Genomic DNA, 22,329 nt, shown 5'->3' on the forward strand with positions numbered 1-22,329 from the left:
TATCTCCGTTCTATCGCTTTGCCATTTAATTCATTTTGATCATTAGAGGGTAAACAAAATTTTATTGGTCACGTACCAGGCAAACCGGCCAGTATGCGTTATTTTTTTTGACAATAAATAAAATTGGTGATTAACCTCCCTTCGATTTGTTGTAAAGCATCACCAGCATAAAACAGGTCACCAAAACAATCATCTTAAAAATAAGGGGATTGGAGTGTAAATTGTTTTTCATATTTAATTGGTCTGATTTTTTAATTTTATTTTAAAATCTTGCCGGGCACCTTGTGTGCGCCACCGCATTTGCATCGTCGCCATTTCCGCCACCAATTCTTATCCCCACTTTTAGTAAGAATGAAAAATAGGCATCATAATTTTTTGGATTACCCCGCTGAAAACCAGGGTCTGTCCTCGTTAAAACACCGGTTGATTTATCTGAAATTGCGGTAGCAATATTGGCATCCGCAGCCGATAAATATTTATTAAATAAGTGGTAGTCAATATAAGTTGTACTTACGTCATCGATATAGTCTGTAAAGGTTTTTCTGTATAATAACTCCCCACTTAAATTGATATTGTCTGTCAGCAAATATTTCAAGCCTCCACCTACCGGTATGTTCACCTGGGTAAGTTTATAATTTTTCCTTTCAGGGTATTCGGCAAAGCCTTCTCCTTCGGTATGCAGTGGTTGTAAATAATGCCATGTTTTGTTGCCGTTTTGATCCGTGAGTGATCCCTGGGGATTAAAATGAAAAAGACCCGCCCCGCCAAAAATATAGGGCCTTATTTTGGGTTCATAATCTTCTTCACCCCGGTGTAAATACATTAGTGGAAAAAATTCGATCGCGCCATATGCTTCCCATACATCACTTCTGAAATCAAGATTGCGGCCTTTTCGGAATGATTCAGGTCTTCCATTGGTAGCAATGATCTTATCTTCTCCCGCAAGGTAGGTGTATTGAGCAGCCAACCTAAAACCAAGCCATTCGTTTGGAGAAACACTTATAAAGGCGCCCTTCATCAATTTTGTCAGCGGAATATTTAAATCTTTCACGAAAGTAGTTCCATAGCCACGATGGCCTCCCAGATCGCCAAGGAAAAATGTGGGGCCAAAGTTTAAGCCAATTTCTACGCGGTTACCCAGCAGTAATGATTGAGCGTAGGTTGGCCTTGTGAATATTGCAGTAAGACAAATCGTTATAAAAAACCTGTAAATAAAATAGTGTAGACGATTTTTCATGCCTTGCCGGATTTTTGGATATTGGTGTTGGATACGCGTTTAAATAGTTACATAAACTATAAAAAAATGCATCTGATGAATAAAACGCCAGCCTGCTTTAATTATTGTACCCGTGCACTTGTAAGAAAAGTTATTGTGGAAAACTCAGCAAGTGCTCCTATTTAGCCCGGGAAGTGGTATAAACAATCAGTTTATGTAAACGAAAAGTGACAATGCAGGTGGGAAGGTTAATGTTAAATGCGTCCCTTCATGATCTGGCAAGAAAACGCTGCGAGCTTGAATTACTTATTTGCATCAGCCATTTTAAACTGCATTAATGCAGCGATAGATTTGGCGCGTGTTTTAGCAAGGGCTGCTATTTTGCCCTCGAACAAATCATCAACAGCAGTACAAAACAACAATACCCATTTAGCAAAATGGGCCTTTTGCAACGGCATTTTTTTGTTCAGTACATAATGCACTTCCATTGCGTTTTTTGTATACACGGGATTATCCAATAAGATGGATTCCCAAAAATTCACTATCAATGGTATATGATGATCCCAGTTAATTTTTGCAACATCAGTAAAAATAAAGCCGATGGTATCATCTTTTTTTACCTGCTCATAAAATGCTGCTACCAGTTGTTCAATGTCTCCCCGTGAGGTGATATCTTTTTTAGTACCCATATTTTGTTTTCCATCTTTCTTTTAAAAACTTTCTTATTTCTTCTTCACGGGGATTTTTTTGCGGAACATAAAACGGTGTGCCTTTTAGTTTATCGGGTAAGTATTCCTGCAAGATAAAATTATCCTGGTATTGATGAGCATATTGATATTCTTTTCCATAATTCATTTCCTTCATTAATTTGGTAGGTGCATTGCGCAAATGAAGTGGTACCGGCAGGTCGCCCGTTTGTGCAACTGCCGCCAAGGCCCCGCCGATAGCCGCATATGCAGCATTGCTTTTGGTACTGCCTGCTAAATAAGTGGCACACTGCGACAGGATAATCCGGCTTTCAGGATAACCAATCATACTCACTGCCTGGAAAGTACTTGTTGCCAGCAACAAGGCATTTGGATTGGCATTGCCAATATCTTCACTCGCAAATATCACCATGCGGCGTGCAATAAATTTTACATCTTCACCGCCTTCAATCATTCTTGCCAGCCAATAAACTGCGCCATTGGGATCGCTGCCCCGCATACTTTTTATAAAGGCAGAAATAATGTCGTAGTGCTGTTCGCCCTTTTTATCATACAGCGCAATTCGTTGCTGGGCAATTTCCATTACGGCCTCATCCGTAATTACAGCATTATTATCCAGCACGTCAGTTATCAGTTCCAGCAGGTTTAGCAGTTTGCGTGCATCACCGCCGCTGATGGTTAGCAACGCCTCTGTTTCTTTTAGGTTAATATTTTTTTTGCTTAAGACTTCATCTTTTTTCAGCACATCTTTCAAAAGGCCAACAAGCTCATTTTTATCAAGCGCTTTTAAAACATACACCTGGCAGCGGCTAAGCAAAGCGCTGTTTACCTCAAAAGAAGGATTTTCTGTTGTGGCGCCAATCAGCCTGATAATCCCTTTTTCAACGGCGCCCAGCAACGCATCCTGCTGACCTTTATTAAAGCGGTGAATTTCATCAATAAAAAGAATGGCACCGGGTTTTGTTTTAGCGTCTTCAATTACTTCCCGTACTTCTTTAACACCGGAGGAGATAGCACTGAGCGTATAAAAGGGAACTTTCAACGTGTGAGCGATGATGTTGGCAATGGTAGTTTTACCAACGCCGGGCGGACCCCATAAAATCATAGAAGGAAGCTTGCCCTGCTCGATGGCCGTACGTAAAATACTTCCTTTGCCAGTAAGGTGTTGCTGACCTGCCAGTTCATCCAAATTTTGCGGCCGCATTCTTTCTGCTAACGGAGCTACACTCATACCCTAAAGGTAAATTGTTTTTTCAGCCTTCCTTCTTAATAAAGTTTGAAAATTTATTTTACTGCTGACAGGGAAGATTTTTAGACGCTTCAGTAGTTCACTATTGAAGTACACGTTTTAATCAATGCGATCATAATAATGATTGCCGGCAAGTGAAGATTGTTCAAGAAAAATAAAAAGTACAAGTGTGCGACGCCAATGAAGCTTGATAGCAGTACAAAAGTCAGTACAAAAAAATTACTAAACGATTTCTTATTGCAATAATGGCAAAATATCTGCTGCGCTAACGGGCTTTTGTACATCGTTCAATTCTATCACAACCAGGTAACCATCTGCGCCACCTGCTGCTTTTACTGCATCGGCTAATTTTTGCTGATCGCTTACAATGCGTTTTCCGTCTACATTCCAGCGTTCTTTTGTGCACAGGCAACCAGCCGTGGGTGTATATGGATAATATTTTTGCCCTTTGTAAAATTCAGTATCAACAGCGGTTCCATGTGCAATAATTTCAGTCCGGCCAGCAGTACCGGCAAAATAACTTTCGTATAAAGGGCTATAGTTAACCAATGCCGGTGGCAGCAGTTTTTGATACCAGGCGGGTTTCCAGGCCGTATCAGTAATGCTGCTGTCTTTTAAAAAATGGCGGATAGAAGTTTCGCCGGGCATAGTGAGTTGAAGGTTTTCAGTGGGGCCAATAAAGTTGCTGCGGCTCTTGTCAAAGCCATGCATCCGGTAAATGCCTTGTGGCGTATTACCATTGGTTAAATAGTACGGCATGTTACTAAGGCTTCTTGCCAGTTGTGGCAGCGTGAGAATTTGTCCGCTGGAATCAGTTACAAAATTGCCGGCCGTGTCTTTAATAACCAGCATGCCGGTGTAATCCCGGTTTTTTCTTTGAATGCTATACACAACTGTATTGCCTTTTAAATACCCTTGTTTAAACAACGGCTTAAAAGATGAAGCAACTATTTTTTTTGTTTGATAAGTATCTTCCAGCCGTTTATGCAAATGCATCGCCACCATAAAATTGTCATCCTGGCTTAGCTGGTTCATTCTTTGGGCTACCATTTTGGTAACATAATTTTTGTTGGTTGCAGATGTATCGGCAATCAATAAATACTCAGCGCACATGGCGATTATTTTGCCGTTGGCAGTGGTTCTGAATAATTCATTTACCTGTTTGCCATAGGTTGTTTGACCGGTTGCATACAGTAGTTCAATATAGCTTCTTTGAAATTCCGGACTTCGTTTCAGAAGACTGTCGGCGGCTGTTTTCAATTTAAAATTGGTCCAGGGTTGCTGATAATAAATCAATTCCATGGCACTAAAGGCGTCTTCCCAATTTTCTTCCGTACTGTCATTTAGCGGGAGCGATAAATTTTTACTGATGGAGTTTTTTATAAGGTTGGTATAAAATTTTGTCCGGTTTTGCTCCGTGGTAAATTTTGAATAGACGGCGGAATCTGTTTGTGCAAACCCACTACAAAACAACAATAGAAGTATTACAGACCAATAAATTTTTTTCATGAGATAAAGTGAATGAAGATGTGACGCCACGATCTGCAGCAAAATTAAATGCTTTGTTACAAAACATTTGTTTCAATAAATGCCTGTAATTTATTGAAGGCATCAAACATGGTAGCGTTATCCCAAAAGCCAATATGGGCCGTACCTGGGTAAAAAACATATTGATTGGTTACGCCTGCATTTACCAGTTTTGTTTGTACTTCTATTGCCTGCGTTGTACTTACCAGCGGATCAATACCACCCTGGAAAAGGATGGTTGGTGGCGATGAACTGGTAATAAAATTAACCGGGCTGGAAGTCGCATATAATAAAGAATCCTGTGTGGGCGTATTGCCGACTGCCTGCGCCAAGGCCAGGGAAATAATTGAATTTCCGCCAGCAGGATGATTGTACATTTCAATTAAGTCAGCCGGTCCGGAAAATGAAGCAACCACTTTGGGCTTTACCGGGGAAGTATATTTAAAGCCCTGCAACATAGCCAAATGAGCACCGGCGCTAACACCTACCAATGCGTATTTATCAGAAATTAAATATTCAGCCGATTTACTGTAAATAAAATCCAGCGCCGCTTTTACGTCATTTTCCTGCGCAGGAAAAATATTGTTTGGATAGGCTGACAAACGATAATTGATATTGAAAATAGCATATGCCGGCAATCTTCTTTTCAACGAATCTACGTAACCGGTCAGATCTTTTTTGTCGCCACTTGTCCAGGAGCCGCCATGTATGGTTACTATTACTTTGGTGGTTGCGGCAGTTCTGTCAGCCGGCAGAAATATATCCATTTTTTGCAACGGATCAGTACCATAAGCAATATTGGTTTGATTGACTGCTGCAATGGTGTTTGCCGTAGATGCATCTTTTTTACAGGAAGCCAGGACAATGAAAAAAAGTATTAACGGAGCGTATTTGAAAAACTTCATGCAGGTAAATATTAACCAGAAAGTTAGCTACAAAATTGTTAAGGAAAAATTATACCGAAACGTATGGGCATAAAAAAAGCTGTCAGCAGGTTGACAGCTTTTTAGTTCTTTATCAGTTTTTATTTTAAGTTCAACTTTATCTGCAACTCATCAAACTGCTTTTCATCGATGGTGCTTGGTGCATCCAGCATCACATCCCGGCCACTGTTATTTTTTGGAAAAGCAATGAAGTCACGGATGCTTTCACTGCCGCCAAGAATAGCACATAAGCGGTCGAAACCAAATGCCAGTCCGCCATGCGGCGGTGCGCCATATTCAAAGGCGCCTAGTAAAAAGCCAAATTTGTGGTGTTGTTCTGCTTCATCCATACCCAGTGCTGCAAACATTTTTTCCTGCAAAGCCCGTTGAAAAATACGGATGCTTCCGCCACCAATTTCATTGCCATTTAATACCATGTCATACGCATTGGCTTTGATACTGGCGTAAGGATGTTCCAGGTATTTGGCGGCATCTTCAATCACCGGGTTGTTGTTGATCATAACGTTGATATGATCCGGTTTGGGTGAAGTAAACGGATGATGCCTTGCCACCCACCGGTTATCATCTTCAGCATATTCAAACAACGGAAAATCCAGTACCCACAATAATTTAAATTCATCTGTTTTACGCATGCCCAGCTTATCGGCCATGTACATGCGCAGGTCGCTGGCGGCTTTCCTGGTGCGTTCTTCTGCGCCCGCCAGTATTAAAATTAAATCGCCTGCTTTTGCATTGGCCGCATCTGCAATGGCTTTTAATTTTTCGGGGCTATAAAATTTATCTACGCTGCTCTTGTAAGTACCATCGGCATTGCATTTAATAAATACTAATCCCTTCATGCCTATTTGCGGACGTTTTACCCACTCCGTCAGTTCATCCGTTTGCTTGCGTGTGTATTCGCCGCAGCCGGGTATAGCAATAGCCAAAACTGTTTCGGCATCGTCAAATACACCAAAGCCAACACCATCAATTAATGCAGCCTGGGATGTTTTTGACGGAAAAGTATGCTGCGGAAATTTCAGGTTGGCAATTTTTATTTCGAAACGAATGTCCGGTTTATCATTGCCGTAATTCCACATCGCTTCTTCCCAGGTCATACGTTCAACCACATCAGTATAATCTATATTTTTTACATCTTTAAAAATGCGTTTTACCAGGCCTTCAAACATGTTTAAAATATCTTCCTGCTCCACAAAACTCATTTCACAATCTATTTGTGTAAACTCGGGCTGGCGGTCAGCTCTAAGATCCTCATCCCTGAAACATTTTACAATCTGGTAGTAACGGTCGTAACCACTCACCATCAGTAATTGTTTAAACGTTTGCGGACTTTGTGGCAAAGCATAAAACTGGCCGGGGTTCATCCTGCTTGGCACCACAAAATCTCTTGCACCTTCCGGAGTAGATTTTATCAGGAAGGGTGTTTCAATATCCATGAAATTATTTTCATGCAGGTAATTGCGGGTGCTGCGGCCAACCGCATAGCGCAGTTCCAGGTTTTTCTTCACCATGTTTCTGCGTAAATCCAAAAAGCGGTATTTCATCCGCAGTTCATCGCCACCATCTGTATCATCCTGTATTGAAAAAGGTGGCACGGCCGACTTATTTAAAATAGTAAACTCGCTTACTGCAATTTCAATTTCACCTGTTGCAATGTTTGCATTTTTATTGCTGCGTTCATTCACAGTTCCTTTCACTTGCAATACAAACTCACGGCCCAGTGGATTAGCGTCCAACTGTGCATTCAGGTTTTCGGCAAACAACAATTGTGTAATACCGTACCGGTCGCGGAGATCAACAAAAGTAATGCTGCCAAACTTGCGGATGGTTTGCACCCAGCCACTGAGGGTAATTTCTTTTTTTACATCGGTAATTCTTAATTCACCGCAGGTATGCGATCTGTACATATGTTTTTTTTTAGTCCGTATTGCTGAAACAAAACCGGGCGTTAATTTTATTTTGGAACCAGCAGTTGAGCCTTGGTGAAGCTGCATGGGCGACGCTCCGTTCAGGTATGGTACTGCTATAAGGCTTTTATCAAGCGGCTGCAAATATACAAATAGAAAGTGTAGAGGTAAATGATTTTAGCGCAGGGAGGTTGTTTTGTGGGAATGCCCATAATAAGTAAAAGTGATGCATTGGAATAGTTTCATCTTTTTGAAGTAAAACTAAGGGGGGCAAATGTTTACATCGTTTCCAATACCATTGGATGTTTTGGCTTCCACCATAGATAATAATAGGCCAAAATTATTAAACCTATCATAAAAGGAATAATTGCTAAATGTTTGTAGGTAAATTCTCCAAATAGTGGATTACCGTCAAAGTGTAAAAATTCGCTGATCATCCAGTAAGAGTTGGCGGTAATCCAAACCACAATAGCCACATTGTGACATACTTCACTCATGAATTGCCTTGTACGGAAGGCGATCACAATAGCAATGATGAGGGTGGGGAAAATCATGGCAATACCCAGCGGCTTCCAGATCATGCACCAGCTGATATCTTTCAAAAGCCAGAATACAATGTGCAGGTTTTCCATTTTACGATATTTTATCGGAATGGAGTACACTTCGTTGCTCATGCAGTAGTTAATTGTTGAAATGCGAATATATATCATTCACAATACAGGTATGCCGGGTATTGCCTGCCTGCATCAAATTTATTGACCACAAGATTTCGGGAGAGAAATAGTTCCATAAAAAAAACCTGCCGAATGATATTCAACAGGCTTTTAAATGATATTATTAAAAGTAAAAATTATTTTACTGCAGAAAGCGCATTCACTTTTCTGGCCAGCTTGCTTTTTAAATTGGCAGCCTTGTTTTTATGAATGGTACCACGTTTTGCCAGTTTATCAATCATAGCGGTAACAGATGGTAATTTTTCTGCGGCTCCTTCTTTATTATCTATTGCCCTGATATCACGTATTGCATTACGCGTTGTTTTACCGTAATAACGGTTACGCTCATTGCGTTTGGTGCTTTGACGGACATCTTTTTTGGTTGCTGCGTGATTTGCCATTTTTAAATCTATTTTTGGGCTGCAAAGATAAGGGTATATAATAAGAAACAAACAATATAACGGTAGTAATTTTCAAAAATACGCTTACAGTCTGCAAATCAACTTGTTTTATTTGAAAAAATCGGTTTTCTATATGACGTAACTTCATGCAACCCGGCACTGAATTGGCGTATTTTCATGCCATATCCGTTTCACTAACGAGTTTAATTTTTTATTGGCACTGTTTCTGTCAAATTAAAAGCCTAAAACAATTCATGTTTTATGAGACCTGCCAAAAGTATTTAAAGATGCTTTTTAAGGGCGATGTTTATAACAATTTTAATTAAAATGCGTTTACTATCTGTTTATAAAAACCGATATTTGCAGACACAATTTGCAGCGATAAAATAAATAATTTTCTAATTTACCATGAAGGATTTTCAATACATCACGAATGCCCATCCCGCCTACATCGAAAATTTATACAATGACTTTATAAAAAATCCGGAAAGTGTTGATGCAGAGATGCGCAACTTTTTTGAAGGCTTTGATTTTGCCGTAAGTAACTACAATGGCAATGGTAACGGAAAGCCTGCAGCAACAAATGGGGTAACAGCAGATAAAGCGCAGACAGATACGGTTCAGCTGGACAAGGAATTTAATGTATACCAGTTAATTTTAGCCTACCGGCGAAAAGGTCATTTAATAGCCAGCACCAATCCCATTCGAGAGAGAAAGGATCGGAAGGCTAACCTGGGCCTGGAAAATTTTGGATTCTCTGAAGCAGACCTGTCAACAGAATTTGAATCTGGAAAATTTGTAGGCCTGGGTAAAACGTCCCTTAAAAATATTGTTAGCCATTTACAACGATGCTATACAACACACGTAGGTGTTGAGTTCAGTGCCATTAACAGCCGGAGGAAAAGGGACTGGATTATTAACGCGGTTGAGCATACTATGCTGGAGCCCTTATCTCTGGAGCAAAAGAAGAGGATATTACAGAAATTGAATGAGGGGGTAATGTTTGAAAAATTCCTTCATACTAAATACATCGGTCAAAAAAGATTTTCGCTGGAAGGAGGTGAAACAACCATTGCGGCACTGGACGCCATCATTAATACTGCATCTGCCAACAATGTGCAGGAAGTGGTAATCGGTATGGCCCACCGCGGCAGGTTGAATATCCTGGCCAACATTATGGGCAAAACCTACGAAAATATTTTTAATGAATTTGAAGGCACGGCAACACCTGACACTACCATGGGATCTGGCGACGTAAAGTATCACCTTGGCTATAGCAGTGAAGTAGAAACCGACCTGGGGAATAAAATCAATTTAAAACTTTGTCCCAACCCGTCGCATCTTGAAGCGGTGGACCCTGTTGTAGTGGGCTTTGCCAGGAGTAAAGCAGATGTATTGTACAATAGTGATTTTGATAAAATCTTACCGATATTGATTCATGGAGATGCATCCGTTGCAGGGCAGGGTGTGGTATATGAAGTGTTGCAGATGTGCAACCTGAAAGGATATTATACAGGGGGAACCATTCACTTTGTAATCAATAACCAGATAGGCTTCACTACAGATTTTGAGGACGCACGCAGTTCGGATTATTGTACTTCTATTGCCGCAATGGTAAAAGCGCCGGTATTACACGTAAATGGCGATGACCCAGAAATGGTGGTAAAGGCAGTACAAATTGCAACTAAATACAGGCAGGAATTTAACAGTGATATTTTCGTGGATATGGTTTGCTACCGCAAGCATGGTCACAACGAAGGCGACGAACCGAAGTTTACGCAGCCTCAGTTATATGCGTTAATTGATAAGCACCTTAATCCAAGGGAAGTATACACCCAGTACCTGATACAAAATGGCGAGGCAGACGCCCAGGAACTGGCTAAGGAAATGGAGAAAAAGTTTTTGGCAGACCTGCAGGAAAGACTGGATGAGGTAAAACAACATCCATTGCCTTATACTTTCCAAAAACCCGAACTGTGGTGGAAAAGTTTACGCAAAGCCGCGCCGTTGGATTTTGAAACGTCCCCGGTAACCGCTATCAGCGAAACCAATTTTAAATTATTGTTTGATGGGTTAATGAAATGGCCTGCAGATTTTAAACCCTTGCGCAAAGTAGAGAAGCTGCTGCAGGATAAAATAAAATTGTACAACGATGAGCATAAAGTAGACTGGGCTACAGCAGAACTGATGGCCTACGGCAGTTTATTAATTGAAGGCAAGGATGTGCGTATGAGTGGTCAGGATGTTCAACGGGGAACTTTTAGTCACCGGCATGCCATTTTGAGAGATGAAAATAATAACAATGAATATAGCCGACTGGATCATTTCACAGAAATGCAGGCACCTTTCCGCATTTATAATTCATTACTGAGTGAATATGCGGTGCTGGGTTTTGAATATGGTTATTCTATGGCCAACCCAAATGCACTGGTAATTTGGGAGGCGCAGTTTGGCGACTTCTGTAATGGCGCACAGACTATGATTGACCAGTTTATTGTTGCAGCTGAAACCAAGTGGCAACGTATGAATGGCGTGGTAATGCTGCTGCCGCATGGCTATGAAGGACAGGGACCAGAACACAGCAGCGCCAGGATGGAACGTTTTTTACAAATGTGTGCCGAATTGAATATAGTAATCACCAATATCACTACGGCCGCCAATTTTTTCCACGCCTTGCGCAGGCAGCTTTGCTGGTCGTTCAGAAAGCCTTTAATTAATTTTTCGCCCAAGGCAAATCTTCGTCATCCAGGCAGCTACAGTTCAGCCAGTGATTTTACTAATGGAAAATTTAAAGAGGTGATAGACGATGTGTTTGTAAACGATGCCGCTGAAGTAAAGAAAATATTATTCTGTTCAGGTAAAATATATTTTGACCTTGCTGAAAGGCAGCAGAAAGAGAACCGTAAAGATGTGGCCATTGTGCGACTGGAACAAATTTATCCCATACCACAAAAACAGCTGGATGAATTATATAGCAAATACAGCAAAGCCATCTGGCACTGGGTGCAGGAAGAGCCGCTGAACATGGGTGCTGCCAGCTTTTTGCGCATGAATTTAAAGAACATTAATTTCTTTATCATCAGCAGGGTACAAAGCGCATCAACTGCTACGGGTTATGCTAAAATTCATGCTAAGGAACAGGCTGAAATAATTGATACAGCGTTCAGTATTTAAATTATCTCTAAAAACAAAATTCAAAACCGGCTCATTGCCGGTTTTTTTATCCTGAAACTAAAGCAGTTCTAGAAGGATTAATTTAAATGGCTCCTGTTTTTTTATTGACAAGATTAACCGAAATTCGCACAACATTAAATAATAACAATGGCAATAGAAATAAAGGTACCTTCTGTAGGAGAAAGTATAACGGAAGTTACGCTCGTTAAGTGGCTAAAAAAAGACGGTGAATATGTTGACAGGGATGAAGTAATTGCAGAATTGGAAAGTGAAAAAGCCACTTTTGAAATCAATGCGGAACAGGCTGGGGTGTTAAAAACAATTGCGGCGGAAGGGGATACATTGAAGATCGGTGATATAGCCTGCAGTATAGATACGGAAGCAGCCAAACCTGAAGGAAAAGCAGCGCCGGCTGAGATTGTGGCAGCACCAATAAAAGCAGCTGCAACAGAGCCTGTAGCAGCACCTAAAGCAATTGAAGCAGATGTAAAAGCAACGCCGGTAGCAGCGGCTATCATAGCGGATAAAAAAGTAGACGTTAAAACTGTGGTTCCCAGCGGCAGCAATGGCCGCATTGTAAAACAGGATGTGCTTGAAGCCATCAATAATCCCGGCAGAAAGCCTGGCGTGGAGTTGTTTGGCCGGGAGAAGCGTACAGAAAAAATGAGCAACCTGCGCAAAACAATCAGCCGCAGACTGGTGGAAGCTAAAAATACCACCGCGATGCTCACCACTTTTAATGAAGTGGATATGAGTGCCATCATGGACATAAGGGCAAAAAATAAAGATAAATTTAAAGAAAGCCATGGAGTAAATCTTGGCTTTATGAGTTTTTTTACTAAAGCCTGTTGCTTTGCATTACAGGAATGGCCTGCGGTAAATGCCATGATAGACGGGGAAGGTATTCAGTACCATAATTATTGCGATATCTCAATTGCTGTGTCTGCTCCAAAAGGCCTGGTGGTACCCGTTATAAGGAATGCCGAAAGTTTGAGCATGGCTGAAATAGAAAAAAAGGTAGTGGAACTGGCAACAAAAGCGAAAGAGAATAAGTTAACAATTGAAGAAATGAGCGGAGGTACTTTCACCATTACCAATGGTGGAGTTTTCGGATCTTTGATGAGCACACCAATCATCAATATTCCACAAAGCGCTATTTTGGGAATGCATAAAATACAGGACAGGCCTATGGCGATCAACGGGCAGGTAGTAATAAAACCCATGATGTACCTGGCTTTGAGCTATGATCACCGTATCATAGATGGGCGGGAATCGGTAAGTTTTTTGGTAAGGGTAAAAGAACTGCTCGAAAATCCTGCCTTGCTTTTATTCGGAAAAGATCCTGTGAAAAGTTTACTTGAACTATAAATATTTTACATTTTATTAGCACGGCTGGTTTTTCCAGCCGTGTATATTTTGTATATTATGAGCCGTTTTCACTCCTATATAAACACAACAATAAAATTGGTGGAGTTGTATAAAGGCGATCAGCCTTTTGCCATTTTCATCAAATCTTTTTTTAGCAAAGAAAAAAAGTATGGTTCAAAAGACCGTAAACATATTGCTTCACTTTGTTACAATTACTTCCGCCTTGGTTTTGCCATGCGCAATTATTCAGCGGAACAAAAAATAAAACTGGCTGTTTTTTTATGTGAAAAAGAATCCACTGATTTTGCTGAAAAAATAATTCCTGAATGGCATGACAAAATAAGTTGGCCGTTAGAAAAAAAGCTGGCACTGGTAAAAGATCAGTTTTTGATAGCTAACATTTTTCCTTTTAGTTCGGAATTGAGTGATGGTATCACTGTTGAAAAATACTGCCTGTCAATGCTGGTACAGCCACTTCTTTTTTTGCGTATTCGTCCACAATGCAAAGTCACTACCACAAAAAAACTGGAAAAATCCAAACTCGATTACCAGTTGATTGGTACCGCGTGTATTCAGCTTCCGGCTGCTGTGAATGTGGATGATTTTTTTATTATTGATAAAGAAGTGGTGGTGCAGGATTACAATTCGCAGCGGGTGTTAAATTATTTGCAGGTGAATGAGGACGGGTTATTGGGAAGCATAGTCGGCAATAAGGGAATCATTACCTGGGATTGCTGTGCTGCAAGCGGCGGTAAGTCAATTCTGTTATTGGATACATTAAAACATAAGCTAGATCTTACTATTTCAGATATCCGTCCGGGAATTGTAATGAACCTCCATCAGCGGTTTAAAAAAGCCGGTGTTAAGCAATACAATTATTTTATTGCAGATGTGGGCGATACCAATTTTTCACCACCCGCCAGGGATTATGAACTGATCATTTGCGATGCACCCTGTACGGGAAGCGGCACCTGGAGCAGAACGCCGGAACAATTGTCTTTTTTTGATTTAGAAGATCTCAAAAAATACAGCGGCATACAAAAAAGAATTGCAGGCAATGTGGTGTCGCATCTTAAAAAAGGGGGCATATTTATTTACATAACCTGTTCCGTATTCAGGGAAGAGAACGAAGCCATTGCCGGTTTTATACAAGATACACTGCATTTAGATTTACTGCACCAGGAAATACTGGAAGGCTTCGGTAGAAGAGCTGATAGCATGTTTGTAGCCGTATTTAAAAACAAGGCGGATTAGGGTACAATTACTTTTTTTGTAATGACTTTTTTATCATTGATAAGAACGGTGACAAAATACACCCCCCGGCTCAACTGCTTTACAGGTATAGAAAAAATTTTCGTTCCACTTACAGGCTGTTTCAGCAGGCTGTACACTTTTTGCCCGCTGCCATTATATAGTTCTATTGAGGTATTGACAGCAGTATTTCTTGTTACAGAAATAAAAATATTTTCAACTGCAGGGTTGGGATTGATGCTTATTTTTTCTGTAAGATTTACTGTATTACAATTGGGGGTATAGTTCACAGAGGTCGAATCCAGGTAAAAGCTGGTGTCGGAAGCAATGGTCATTTTGAAACGATATTCTATTGCCAGACTGTTTTTTATGGCGCTCAAATCATCGGTATAACTGAAGGTTTTTTTTGTAAAGTCGGTGTTACTGGTTTTTAAAACTGAAAGTGTTGTGTAGGATGTTTCGCCCGGCAGTTTTCTTTCTATATCCACAAACATATCCGCAGCCGTTTTAATATCCAGTTGCAACTTAATATCGCAATTGCTACCTGGCGTAATTTGTTGGGCGTATAATTTTTTTATCAGCAACACAAACGCATTTTTTACATCTGGCACACCATAACCGGTGCGATCGTTGGGCGTAGTAAATTTATCTGCCGAGCGCCCGAGCGCATCAATAACCTGCATATTGTTTACTTCCGGAAAAGCCTGCCACAAACAGGTTGTAATACCAGCCATGATAGGGCAGGCAAACGATGTTCCGGAGCCATAAGCCGGGTTACCACTGTTAGCGTCAGCTATTACCGCACGAACGCCCACTGCAGCAACAGTGGGTTTTACCTGGCCGTCACTGGAAGGGCCATAACTGCTGAAGCCGGCAACCTGCCTGCTTGTATCAACTGCCCCTACAGCCAGCACACTATCAGCATCCGCAGGAGTGGTAATGTAATGCCAGTTGCTTGCACCTTCGTTGCCTGCAGCAGCAACCATTAAAATTCCTTTTTTTGCGGCAAGGTCTGCCGCCCCGGCAATTGTAGTGGTATTGCCGTCCATGTTAGCATAGTTGTAATTAAAAATGGGATTATCAAAAGTGCTATAGCCCAACGACACAGAAAATACATCTGCTCCTAAACTATCCGCCCGTTCTGCCGCCGAAACCCAGTTATCTTCTTCTACCGGATATTCGCTGCTGATGTCTTCTGTACGATATAGATAGAAAGATGTTTTTGGCGCCGTACCTACAAATACACCAGGCATATTGGCAGCAATGGTACTTAAGCAATTCATGCCATGCGCAAAGTCTTCGTTTACACTTGCATTACCTGCGACAAAATCCCATGTTTCCAATACCTGGTTGTTGTTGCGAATGCTATCAAATGTAGGTAAGCTTTGATAATGATAAAACCCGGCATCCATAATCGCCATTTGCATTCCTTCGCCCCTGAAGCCATGATTGTGTAAGAATTCAACATTGTGTAAATGCACCTGAGGGTAAGCAACGCCATAATTGTAAAAACCGGCCGGACTTTGAGGTCTGTTGGTTACACCAGCAGGTATAGTTGCTGCTACACTATCCGGTTGTTTATCACGATGTAAACTCAAAAATCTTGCTGCAACCGGGCTGGTGTTTTTTACAAAAGAAAAAGCATTGATTTTGTTTAAAGCCCCATTATCACTGGTTTGTATACACACCTGGTTAAACCATTTACTTACGCTGAGAATGGTTACAGTGCCGGATAAGCGGATGCTGTCGATATAGGCAGGCGTAACAGGTACATCTGTTTCATCTATATTGATATTGTATCTAGTCCTTCTGTCAATAGCCCGTTGAGTTAAAAACTGTGACGGATTGCTGGTTGAAAACGAAGACCCGTTTTTATCTTTTAACCGAATAACGTAACGGGAAAACTGGGCGAAACTATCGGTGTGGAATGCGATTAAAACGACGTAAAAAAAAAGCGGGAGTTTCTTCATTTGTACTTTGATTAACCTGTTCATCAGGTATCAAATTTAAAAAGAATTATTGAAAGCGGTTGGCCGCTAATTGTGGTCAATCATGGTGAGTGTAATACCATAACCTAATTTATAGGCAGCTACGCCGGGTCTTGCGGGCTGGTACTCCTGGTGAAGAAAGCGGTGATATATTAAACCGATGCCCTTACCATAATTGGATACGCTGAAATCTGTTTCAGTTAAAACTGCAGGGTCATTGGGATTACCAATTACCTGGTCAGTTTCAAATACTTTTAAAGTACTGTCAACTGTTAAAGAGCCAAGCTGCAATGGTGCATTCAGGCTGTCATATGCATAATCCCATCCGTCATAATAATTGTAATCTGAGTAAGAAGAGTTAGCATCGATGTACGAATTTCCGCGCCAGGTAAAACCATTTTGAATGGGCATTTTTAATTTGATAAAGCGAAAATTATTTTCCACAAATTCATATGAATCACCTGTATTGATGGCAAAAAAGGTATTGTCCGCAATCCATTCGTCAGTAGATTTTTTTCTTATAAAGCGCCTGATGCTAAACCCTTTTCTGCCAAGGTTATCGGTTACAGTATCCTGCACCAAATGTTTTACCTGGTAAGTCATCACTGTATCATTGGGGGTAATATTGTCGGCCAGTATAAGAGAGTCCAGCTGGTAAGTAATGTATTTGCCTATTTCCAGCGGAGCGTAATCACTAATGCTGTCTGTTTTGAACTCTTCGGTTTTTTTGCAGGCGCTGCAAATGATGGCGAGTGCCAAACCGGCTAATAAAATATTTTTTTTCATAAAACAGATAGGTTATTAATCAGACCCTGATTTTATGTAAAAGGCTGCTCCGCCCGTTGAATGATCCCGCCGCCAACTACGTCGTCGTTTTCATAAAAAACAGCACTTTGCCCGGGAGTAATACCTTTTACGTATTCACTAAAACGAACAGTTACCCCGTTTTGGTATGTGTGGAGGGTGCTATTTGCGCCTTTATCTTTATATCTTATTTTAGTTATTAATTCCATGCCTTCCGTTACCCCTTCGTACTTGATCCAGTTAATTTTCGCTACCTGCATTTCATTGCCTTTTAAATCATCTTCTTCGCCCAGCACAATCGTATTGGTATCGGGATCGATGGCTGTTACGAAGGCGGGTTTGCCAAGCGCAATATCAAGACCTTTTCTTTGCCCGATGGTATAAAAAGGATAACCTTTGTGATGTCCTAAAATATTACCGGCTTTATCTGTAAAATTCCCACCCGCAACTCTTTCCTCCAGCCCTGCTACATTGCGTTTTAAAAAGCCCCGGTAATCATTGTCGGGCACAAAACAGATTTCATAGCTTTCTGCCTTCTTGGCCAGTTCGGGATAGCCAAAATCATGTGCCATCTGCCGGATAGCCGTTTTATGATAAGTGCCCAGGGGTAGCAGGGTACGGCTCAGGAGGTCCTGCTGAAGACCCCATAAAACATAACTCTGGTCCTTGGTTTCGTCAATGCCCTTGCGGATAAAATAACGTCCATTGGTGTGCTGGTGAATCTGGGCGTAGTGGCCAGTAGCAATAAATTCGCATCCAAGCGCATCGGCTCTTTTTAAAAGCGCCCGCCATTTAATATGTGTATTGCACATTACGCATGGATTGGGAGTGCGTCCTGCGATGTATTCTTCAACAAAATTATCAATCACAAAATCACCAAATTCTTCCCTTATGTCCAGTATAAAATGTGGAAAGCCGTGCTGTACTGCCGCCTGCCTTGCATCATTAAAACTATCCAGGTTACAGCATCCGGTTTCTTTTTTACCGGTAGTGCCCACACTTGTAGCGTAATCCCATGTTTTCATGGTAATACCCACCACTTCATACCCTTCCTTGTGCAGCATCAATGCAGCAACTGTGCTGTCAATTCCGCCACTCATGGCCATCAAAACTTTACCTTTTTTACTCATATCGAAATTCTTCGATGCAAAGATACAGATAGATAACCAAAATGATTTTCCAAATTGGATAGCCAACGTTGCGTTAATTCCTCAATTTGAGCAATCATAATTTGGTTTGGATACAATTTTTAACCGGAGAAGGCTTTATGCAATGCTGATTTGCTGGTTTTTAAAAGAAGGCATTCTATTTGAAATCACAGAAATATAATTTTATAAAAAATTTATGACAAAACGATACAATATAACAGCATGCATTATTACCGCAGGTATTTTTTGCGCATGTAATATGAAAAGTAACAATAACGGTGATGGCAATACCATAACTGGCGGAACAGACAGTTCCATGATGTCGAAAACAGATACCAATATGGCATTGCCTGTAAAGCCGGGAGCAGATACTATTACCGTTGGACCAATGACTGCCGAAAAAACTGACTCGATGGTGAAAACAGGTATGGCGAAACCAGACCCGGCTAAAAAAGGAAAAAAAGGTAAAGTAAGTATCGTTACCATCGAAACTAAAAATAACGGAAGTATGGAAGCCGATAAGGAGGGCTTTTATGCCAACACAGAAGTACTGCCGGCATTTCCGGGCGGACAAAAAGCATTGGAAAGTTTTTTTGAAAAAAATATCGAATATCCTGCTGATGCAACAGATAATGGGGTAGAGGGAACTGTTGATCTGAATTTTGCAGTGGATGAAAAAGGTAAGGTTTATGCACCTAAGGTAACCAGTGATGCTATCGGTTACGGAATTGAAAAGGAAGCATTAAGAGTATTTGCAAAAATGCCCACCTGGACTCCCGGCAAAATCAAAGGAAAAAACGTAAAAACCAAATATACTTTGCCGATTAAATTTCAACTTTATTAATTTTAACCGGTATTAAACTCCTTTATAACTTTTAAAACTAAAAAAAAATGACAATCAAAAACCTTTTCAAAATCGCAGCAGTTACACTTTTTATTTCTTTCGCAGTTCCTTCCCAGTCGATGGCTACAACAAAAGCGCCCGTGTCTGACAGTACAACAGACACCCGTATTTTAAGTGAAATTGTAACCCGTGTAAATGAAATTCAAAACATGGATAAATCTAATTTAAGCATGTCCGAAAGGAAAGCGCTTAAAAAAGAATTGACTGCGATGAAGCAAAAAGCTGATGGATTGAACAGCCGTGTTTATCTTTCAGTTGGAGCCATCATCATTATCATCTTACTGTTGATTCTTATACTGTAATAGGCATATTGAATGCAATAAAAAAACGCTTCCCGGAAACGAGAAGCGTTTTTTTATTAAGAAGATTCGTTTGAAATTATAAACCCATTTTCTTTTTCAGATTTTCATCAATGGCATCTAAAAATTCTTCGGTGTATAAATAATGTTCGCCGTGTGTAACCTTGTTGCCATGTATGCACACAGCAAGATCCTTAGTCATTTTACCGCTTTCCACTGTTTCAATACATACTTTTTCAAGTGCCTGGCAAAAATCAATCAAGGGCTGATTGCCATCTGTTTTACCACGAAACTCCAGTCCCCTTGTCCAGGCAAAAATAGATGCAATCGGGTTGGTAGATGTAGGTTTGCCAGCCTGGTGATCGCGGTAGTGGCGGGTTACCGTGCCGTGGGCTGCTTCTGCTTCCATTGTTTTTCCATCAGGTGCAACCAATACGGAAGTCATTAACCCTAATGATCCAAATCCTTGCGCTACTGTATCGCTTTGCACGTCACCATCATAATTTTTACAAGCCCATACAAAGTTGCCATTCCATTTTAGTGCACTTGCTACCATGTCATCAATCAGGCGATGTTCGTATGTAATACCAGCAGCATCGTACTGCGTTTTAAATTCAGCCTGGTAAACTTCTTCAAAAATATCTTTAAAACGGCCATCGTATTTTTTAAGAATTGTATTTTTTGTAGACAGGTACAAAGGCCATTTTTTTGTAAGTGCCATATTGAAACAGCTTCTTGCAAAACCATAAATACTTTCATCGGTATTGTACATACACATGGCTACACCGTCGCCTTTGTAATTGTATACTTCAAAAGTCTGCGCCTCGCCACCGCCTTCTGGCGTAAAGGTCATGGTTAATTTTCCTTTTCCTTTTATTACGGTATCGGTAGCACGGTACTGGTCGCCAAAAGCGTGACGGCCGACAATAATCGGCGCCGTCCAGTTGGTTACCAGGCGGGGAACATTCTGCATTACGATAGGCTCACGAAAAACAGTACCATCAAGTATGTTGCGGATAGTACCGTTGGGTGATTTCCACATTTGTTTCAGGCTGAATTCCTTTACTCTTGCTTCGTCAGGTGTAATGGTAGCGCATTTGATACCTACGCCAAATTCTTTAATGGCATTGGCCGCATCAATGGTAACCTGGTCGTTGGTTTCATCGCGGTACTCCATGCCAAGGTCGTAATATTTAATATCCAGTTCCAGGTAAGGAACAATCAGTTTGTCTTTAATAAATTTCCAGATGATCCTTGTCATCTCATCTCCATCCAGCTCAACCACCGGATTGGCAACTTTAATTTTGGCCATGATTTGATTTTTTTTTTGCAAATGTACATTAATCGAAAGAATCTGGATGCCGCTGCCCGAATTCTCAGGTTGCTACAAACTACTGCTTTTCTTCAACATCACATCCGACGTTACCACGCCCATGTTTGCAATAATTTCTTTTCCAAATTCACTGGTTTTTAAGAGGGTGGCGCCACTCATCAAATTGTAGAAATCAATGGTTACTCTTTTGCGCATAATCGCTGCCTGCAATGCAGAAGTAATCAGTTCAGCAGCTTCATGCCAGCCCATATATTCCAGCATCATGCATCCGCTTAAAATTACAGAGGACGGGTTCATGCTGTCTGTACCGGCAAACTTTGGTGCCGTGCCATGCGTGGCTTCAAATACGGCGTAACCGGTTTTGTAATTGATGTTGGCACCAGGCGCAATCCCAATCCCACCAACTTCTGCGGCCAGTGCATCGGAAATATAATCACCGTTCAGGTTTAAGGTTGCTACCACAGAATAATCTTTGGGAGCAATCAGTATTTGCTGTAAAAAGTTATCAGCAATAATGTCTTTTACTAATAGTTTTCCATCGTGCAGGGCTTTTCGCTGTACCTCGTTGGCGTGTGCTTCGCCATGCTCTTTTTTCAGTTGGTCCCATTCATCCCAGGTAAAAGTTTTATCGCCATATTCCTGGCGGGCCACTTCATAGGCCCAGTTTTTAAATGCACCTTCGGTAAACTTCATAATATTGCCTTTGTGCACAATGCTTACAGAGGGCAGGTTGTGTTCCAGTGCATAGTCAATTGCAGCACGCATCAGGCGCTTGGTCCCCTGCGATGAAACGGGTTTTACGCCATAACCGGAATCGCCGGGGAAGCGTATATTTTTCACACCCATCTCTTCAATTAAAAATTTTTCAAATTTTTGTGCTTCGGCGCTGCCAGCCTTCCATTCAATACCAGCATAGATATCTTCTGTATTCTCCCTGAAAATCGTCATGTCAACCAGCTCAGGATGTACCACCGGTGAAGGCACACCTTTGAACCATTTTACCGGCCTCACGCAGGCAAACAGATCAAGGTCCTGCCGCATGGCAACGTTCAACGAACGGATGCCACCGCCAATGGGTGTCGTTAAGGGGCCTTTTATAGAAATGATATAATCTTTTGCAACCTGTAATGTTTCTGCCGGAAGCCATTCGCCTGTTTGGTTAAATGCCTTTTCGCCGGCCAGCATTTCTTTCCATTCAATTTTTCTGTTGCTGCCGTAAGCTCTTTCAACAGCGGTATCAAATACCACTTGTGCCACTTTCCAGATTTCGGGTCCAATACCATCGCCTTCAATAAAAGGAATGATTGGATCGTTGGGTACATTGAGTTTGCCGTTACTGCCCATGGTGATTTTTGCTGCCATAATATGTTTTTAAAGATATGTATATGAATTACTG

At 41.1% G+C, this 22,329-nt stretch carries 18 protein-coding genes; 5 read left to right on the forward strand and 13 right to left on the reverse strand.

All coding sequences use genetic code 11. The features are described from left to right. Positions 1-262 precede the first annotated feature (262 nt). The 8 genes from QWZ08_RS02370 to rpsT all read right to left on the reverse strand — a co-directional run bounded on the left by QWZ08_RS02370 (position 263) and on the right by rpsT (position 8,664). Complete coding sequence (locus tag QWZ08_RS02370) at positions 263-1,237, reverse strand: hypothetical protein (RefSeq protein WP_290335587.1); 975 nt, start codon at positions 1,235-1,237, stop codon at positions 263-265. 281 nt (positions 1,238-1,518) lie between these two features. Then, positions 1,519-1,905: a group III truncated hemoglobin gene (locus QWZ08_RS02375; protein ID WP_290335588.1), complete on the reverse strand. Its 387-nt coding sequence runs from the start codon at positions 1,903-1,905 to the stop codon at positions 1,519-1,521. After that, positions 1,895-3,154 carry a replication-associated recombination protein A gene (locus QWZ08_RS02380; protein WP_290335589.1) on the reverse strand — a complete coding sequence of 420 codons (1,260 nt, stop codon included), beginning with the start codon at positions 3,152-3,154 and terminating at the stop codon, positions 1,895-1,897. Before QWZ08_RS02380 ends, QWZ08_RS02375 begins: the two co-directional genes overlap by 11 nt. Before the next feature lie 252 nt (positions 3,155-3,406). Beyond that, positions 3,407-4,681 carry a hypothetical protein gene (locus tag QWZ08_RS02385; RefSeq protein WP_290335590.1) on the reverse strand — a complete coding sequence of 425 codons (1,275 nt, stop codon included), beginning with the start codon at positions 4,679-4,681 and terminating at the stop codon, positions 3,407-3,409. Positions 4,682-4,737: 56 nt separating this feature from the next. Further along, positions 4,738-5,604, reverse strand: coding sequence for an alpha/beta hydrolase (locus QWZ08_RS02390; protein WP_290335591.1), 867 nt, complete (start codon positions 5,602-5,604; stop codon positions 4,738-4,740). 119 nt (positions 5,605-5,723) lie between these two features. Then, entirely contained in the window at positions 5,724-7,550 is a 1,827-nt protein-coding gene (aspS, locus tag QWZ08_RS02395; protein WP_290335592.1) for an aspartate--tRNA ligase, read from the reverse strand. Between the two features lie 278 nt (positions 7,551-7,828). After that, a complete protein-coding gene (locus QWZ08_RS02400) occupies positions 7,829-8,224 on the reverse strand; it encodes a hypothetical protein (RefSeq protein ID WP_290335593.1) in 396 nt (131 codons plus the stop codon). A 176-nt stretch (positions 8,225-8,400) separates the two neighbouring features. Next, the gene (gene rpsT, locus QWZ08_RS02405) at positions 8,401-8,664 is read right to left on the reverse strand and encodes a 30S ribosomal protein S20 (RefSeq protein WP_290335594.1); all 264 of its coding nucleotides are present in this window, start codon (positions 8,662-8,664) and stop codon (positions 8,401-8,403) included. 408 nt (positions 8,665-9,072) lie between these two features. Between rpsT and QWZ08_RS02410 the strand changes: the two genes are divergently transcribed. From QWZ08_RS02410 to QWZ08_RS02420, 3 genes are all read left to right on the forward strand, one after another. Beyond that, positions 9,073-11,838: a 2-oxoglutarate dehydrogenase E1 component gene (locus tag QWZ08_RS02410; RefSeq protein WP_290335595.1), complete on the forward strand. Its 2,766-nt coding sequence runs from the start codon at positions 9,073-9,075 to the stop codon at positions 11,836-11,838. 147 nt (positions 11,839-11,985) lie between these two features. Then, a complete protein-coding gene (gene odhB, locus QWZ08_RS02415; protein ID WP_290335596.1) occupies positions 11,986-13,206 on the forward strand; it encodes a 2-oxoglutarate dehydrogenase complex dihydrolipoyllysine-residue succinyltransferase in 1,221 nt (406 codons plus the stop codon). A 57-nt stretch (positions 13,207-13,263) separates the two neighbouring features. Continuing rightward, positions 13,264-14,460, forward strand: a complete 1,197-nt coding sequence (locus QWZ08_RS02420) for an RsmB/NOP family class I SAM-dependent RNA methyltransferase (RefSeq protein ID WP_290335597.1) — start codon at positions 13,264-13,266, stop codon at positions 14,458-14,460. On the opposite strand, the gene QWZ08_RS02425 is transcribed toward QWZ08_RS02420, so the two are convergent. From QWZ08_RS02425 to mnmA, 3 genes are read right to left on the reverse strand one after another with little or no spacing between them, the layout of a single operon-like run. Continuing rightward, positions 14,457-16,451 carry a S8 family serine peptidase gene (locus QWZ08_RS02425; RefSeq protein ID WP_290335598.1) on the reverse strand — a complete coding sequence of 665 codons (1,995 nt, stop codon included), beginning with the start codon at positions 16,449-16,451 and terminating at the stop codon, positions 14,457-14,459. The genes QWZ08_RS02420 and QWZ08_RS02425 overlap by 4 nt on opposite strands. A 42-nt stretch (positions 16,452-16,493) precedes the next feature. After that, the gene (locus QWZ08_RS02430) at positions 16,494-17,231 is read right to left on the reverse strand and encodes a hypothetical protein (RefSeq protein ID WP_290335600.1); all 738 of its coding nucleotides are present in this window, start codon (positions 17,229-17,231) and stop codon (positions 16,494-16,496) included. Between the two features lie 32 nt (positions 17,232-17,263). Next, the gene (gene mnmA / locus QWZ08_RS02435) at positions 17,264-18,379 is read right to left on the reverse strand and encodes a tRNA 2-thiouridine(34) synthase MnmA (RefSeq protein WP_290335601.1); all 1,116 of its coding nucleotides are present in this window, start codon (positions 18,377-18,379) and stop codon (positions 17,264-17,266) included. 214 nt (positions 18,380-18,593) lie between these two features. Between mnmA and QWZ08_RS02440 the strand changes: the two genes are divergently transcribed. Both QWZ08_RS02440 and QWZ08_RS02445 read left to right on the forward strand, forming a co-directional pair. Next, positions 18,594-19,241, forward strand: a complete 648-nt coding sequence (locus QWZ08_RS02440; RefSeq protein ID WP_290335602.1) for an energy transducer TonB — start codon at positions 18,594-18,596, stop codon at positions 19,239-19,241. A 47-nt stretch (positions 19,242-19,288) separates the two neighbouring features. Beyond that, complete coding sequence (locus QWZ08_RS02445) at positions 19,289-19,603, forward strand: hypothetical protein (protein ID WP_290335603.1); 315 nt, start codon at positions 19,289-19,291, stop codon at positions 19,601-19,603. 76 nt (positions 19,604-19,679) lie between these two features. On the opposite strand, the gene QWZ08_RS02450 is transcribed toward QWZ08_RS02445, so the two are convergent. Both QWZ08_RS02450 and icd read right to left on the reverse strand, forming a co-directional pair. Then, positions 19,680-20,912 carry an isocitrate dehydrogenase (NADP(+)) gene (locus tag QWZ08_RS02450; RefSeq protein ID WP_290335604.1) on the reverse strand — a complete coding sequence of 411 codons (1,233 nt, stop codon included), beginning with the start codon at positions 20,910-20,912 and terminating at the stop codon, positions 19,680-19,682. 72 nt (positions 20,913-20,984) lie between these two features. Then, on the reverse strand, positions 20,985-22,295 hold the full coding sequence (icd, locus tag QWZ08_RS02455; RefSeq protein WP_290335605.1) for an NADP-dependent isocitrate dehydrogenase: 1,311 nt from the start codon (positions 22,293-22,295) through the stop codon (positions 20,985-20,987). Positions 22,296-22,329 lie beyond the last annotated feature (34 nt).

The organism is Ferruginibacter paludis (genome assembly GCF_030409685.1).
Taxonomy (GTDB): Bacteria; Bacteroidota; Bacteroidia; order Chitinophagales; family Chitinophagaceae; genus Ferruginibacter; species Ferruginibacter paludis.

Bases quoted from the DNA above. Each gene is read 5' to 3' on its own strand.
- QWZ08_RS02370 (WP_290335587.1), bottom strand. From the start codon at position 1,237: ATGAAAAATCGTCTACACTATTTTATTTACAGGTTTTTTATAACGATT.
- QWZ08_RS02375 (WP_290335588.1), bottom strand. From the start codon at position 1,905: ATGGGTACTAAAAAAGATATCACCTCACGGGGAGACATTGAACAACTG.
- QWZ08_RS02380 (WP_290335589.1), bottom strand. From the start codon at position 3,154: ATGAGTGTAGCTCCGTTAGCAGAAAGAATGCGGCCGCAAAATTTGGAT.
- QWZ08_RS02385 (WP_290335590.1), bottom strand. From the start codon at position 4,681: ATGAAAAAAATTTATTGGTCTGTAATACTTCTATTGTTGTTTTGTAGT.
- QWZ08_RS02390 (WP_290335591.1), bottom strand. From the start codon at position 5,604: ATGAAGTTTTTCAAATACGCTCCGTTAATACTTTTTTTCATTGTCCTG.
- aspS (WP_290335592.1), bottom strand. From the start codon at position 7,550: ATGTACAGATCGCATACCTGCGGTGAATTAAGAATTACCGATGTAAAA.
- QWZ08_RS02400 (WP_290335593.1), bottom strand. From the start codon at position 8,224: ATGAGCAACGAAGTGTACTCCATTCCGATAAAATATCGTAAAATGGAA.
- rpsT (WP_290335594.1), bottom strand. From the start codon at position 8,664: ATGGCAAATCACGCAGCAACCAAAAAAGATGTCCGTCAAAGCACCAAA.
- QWZ08_RS02410 (WP_290335595.1), top strand. From the start codon at position 9,073: ATGAAGGATTTTCAATACATCACGAATGCCCATCCCGCCTACATCGAA.
- odhB (WP_290335596.1), top strand. From the start codon at position 11,986: ATGGCAATAGAAATAAAGGTACCTTCTGTAGGAGAAAGTATAACGGAA.
- QWZ08_RS02420 (WP_290335597.1), top strand. From the start codon at position 13,264: ATGAGCCGTTTTCACTCCTATATAAACACAACAATAAAATTGGTGGAG.
- QWZ08_RS02425 (WP_290335598.1), bottom strand. From the start codon at position 16,451: ATGAACAGGTTAATCAAAGTACAAATGAAGAAACTCCCGCTTTTTTTT.
- QWZ08_RS02430 (WP_290335600.1), bottom strand. From the start codon at position 17,231: ATGAAAAAAAATATTTTATTAGCCGGTTTGGCACTCGCCATCATTTGC.
- mnmA (WP_290335601.1), bottom strand. From the start codon at position 18,379: ATGAGTAAAAAAGGTAAAGTTTTGATGGCCATGAGTGGCGGAATTGAC.
- QWZ08_RS02440 (WP_290335602.1), top strand. From the start codon at position 18,594: ATGACAAAACGATACAATATAACAGCATGCATTATTACCGCAGGTATT.
- QWZ08_RS02445 (WP_290335603.1), top strand. From the start codon at position 19,289: ATGACAATCAAAAACCTTTTCAAAATCGCAGCAGTTACACTTTTTATT.
- QWZ08_RS02450 (WP_290335604.1), bottom strand. From the start codon at position 20,912: ATGGCCAAAATTAAAGTTGCCAATCCGGTGGTTGAGCTGGATGGAGAT.
- icd (WP_290335605.1), bottom strand. From the start codon at position 22,295: ATGGCAGCAAAAATCACCATGGGCAGTAACGGCAAACTCAATGTACCC.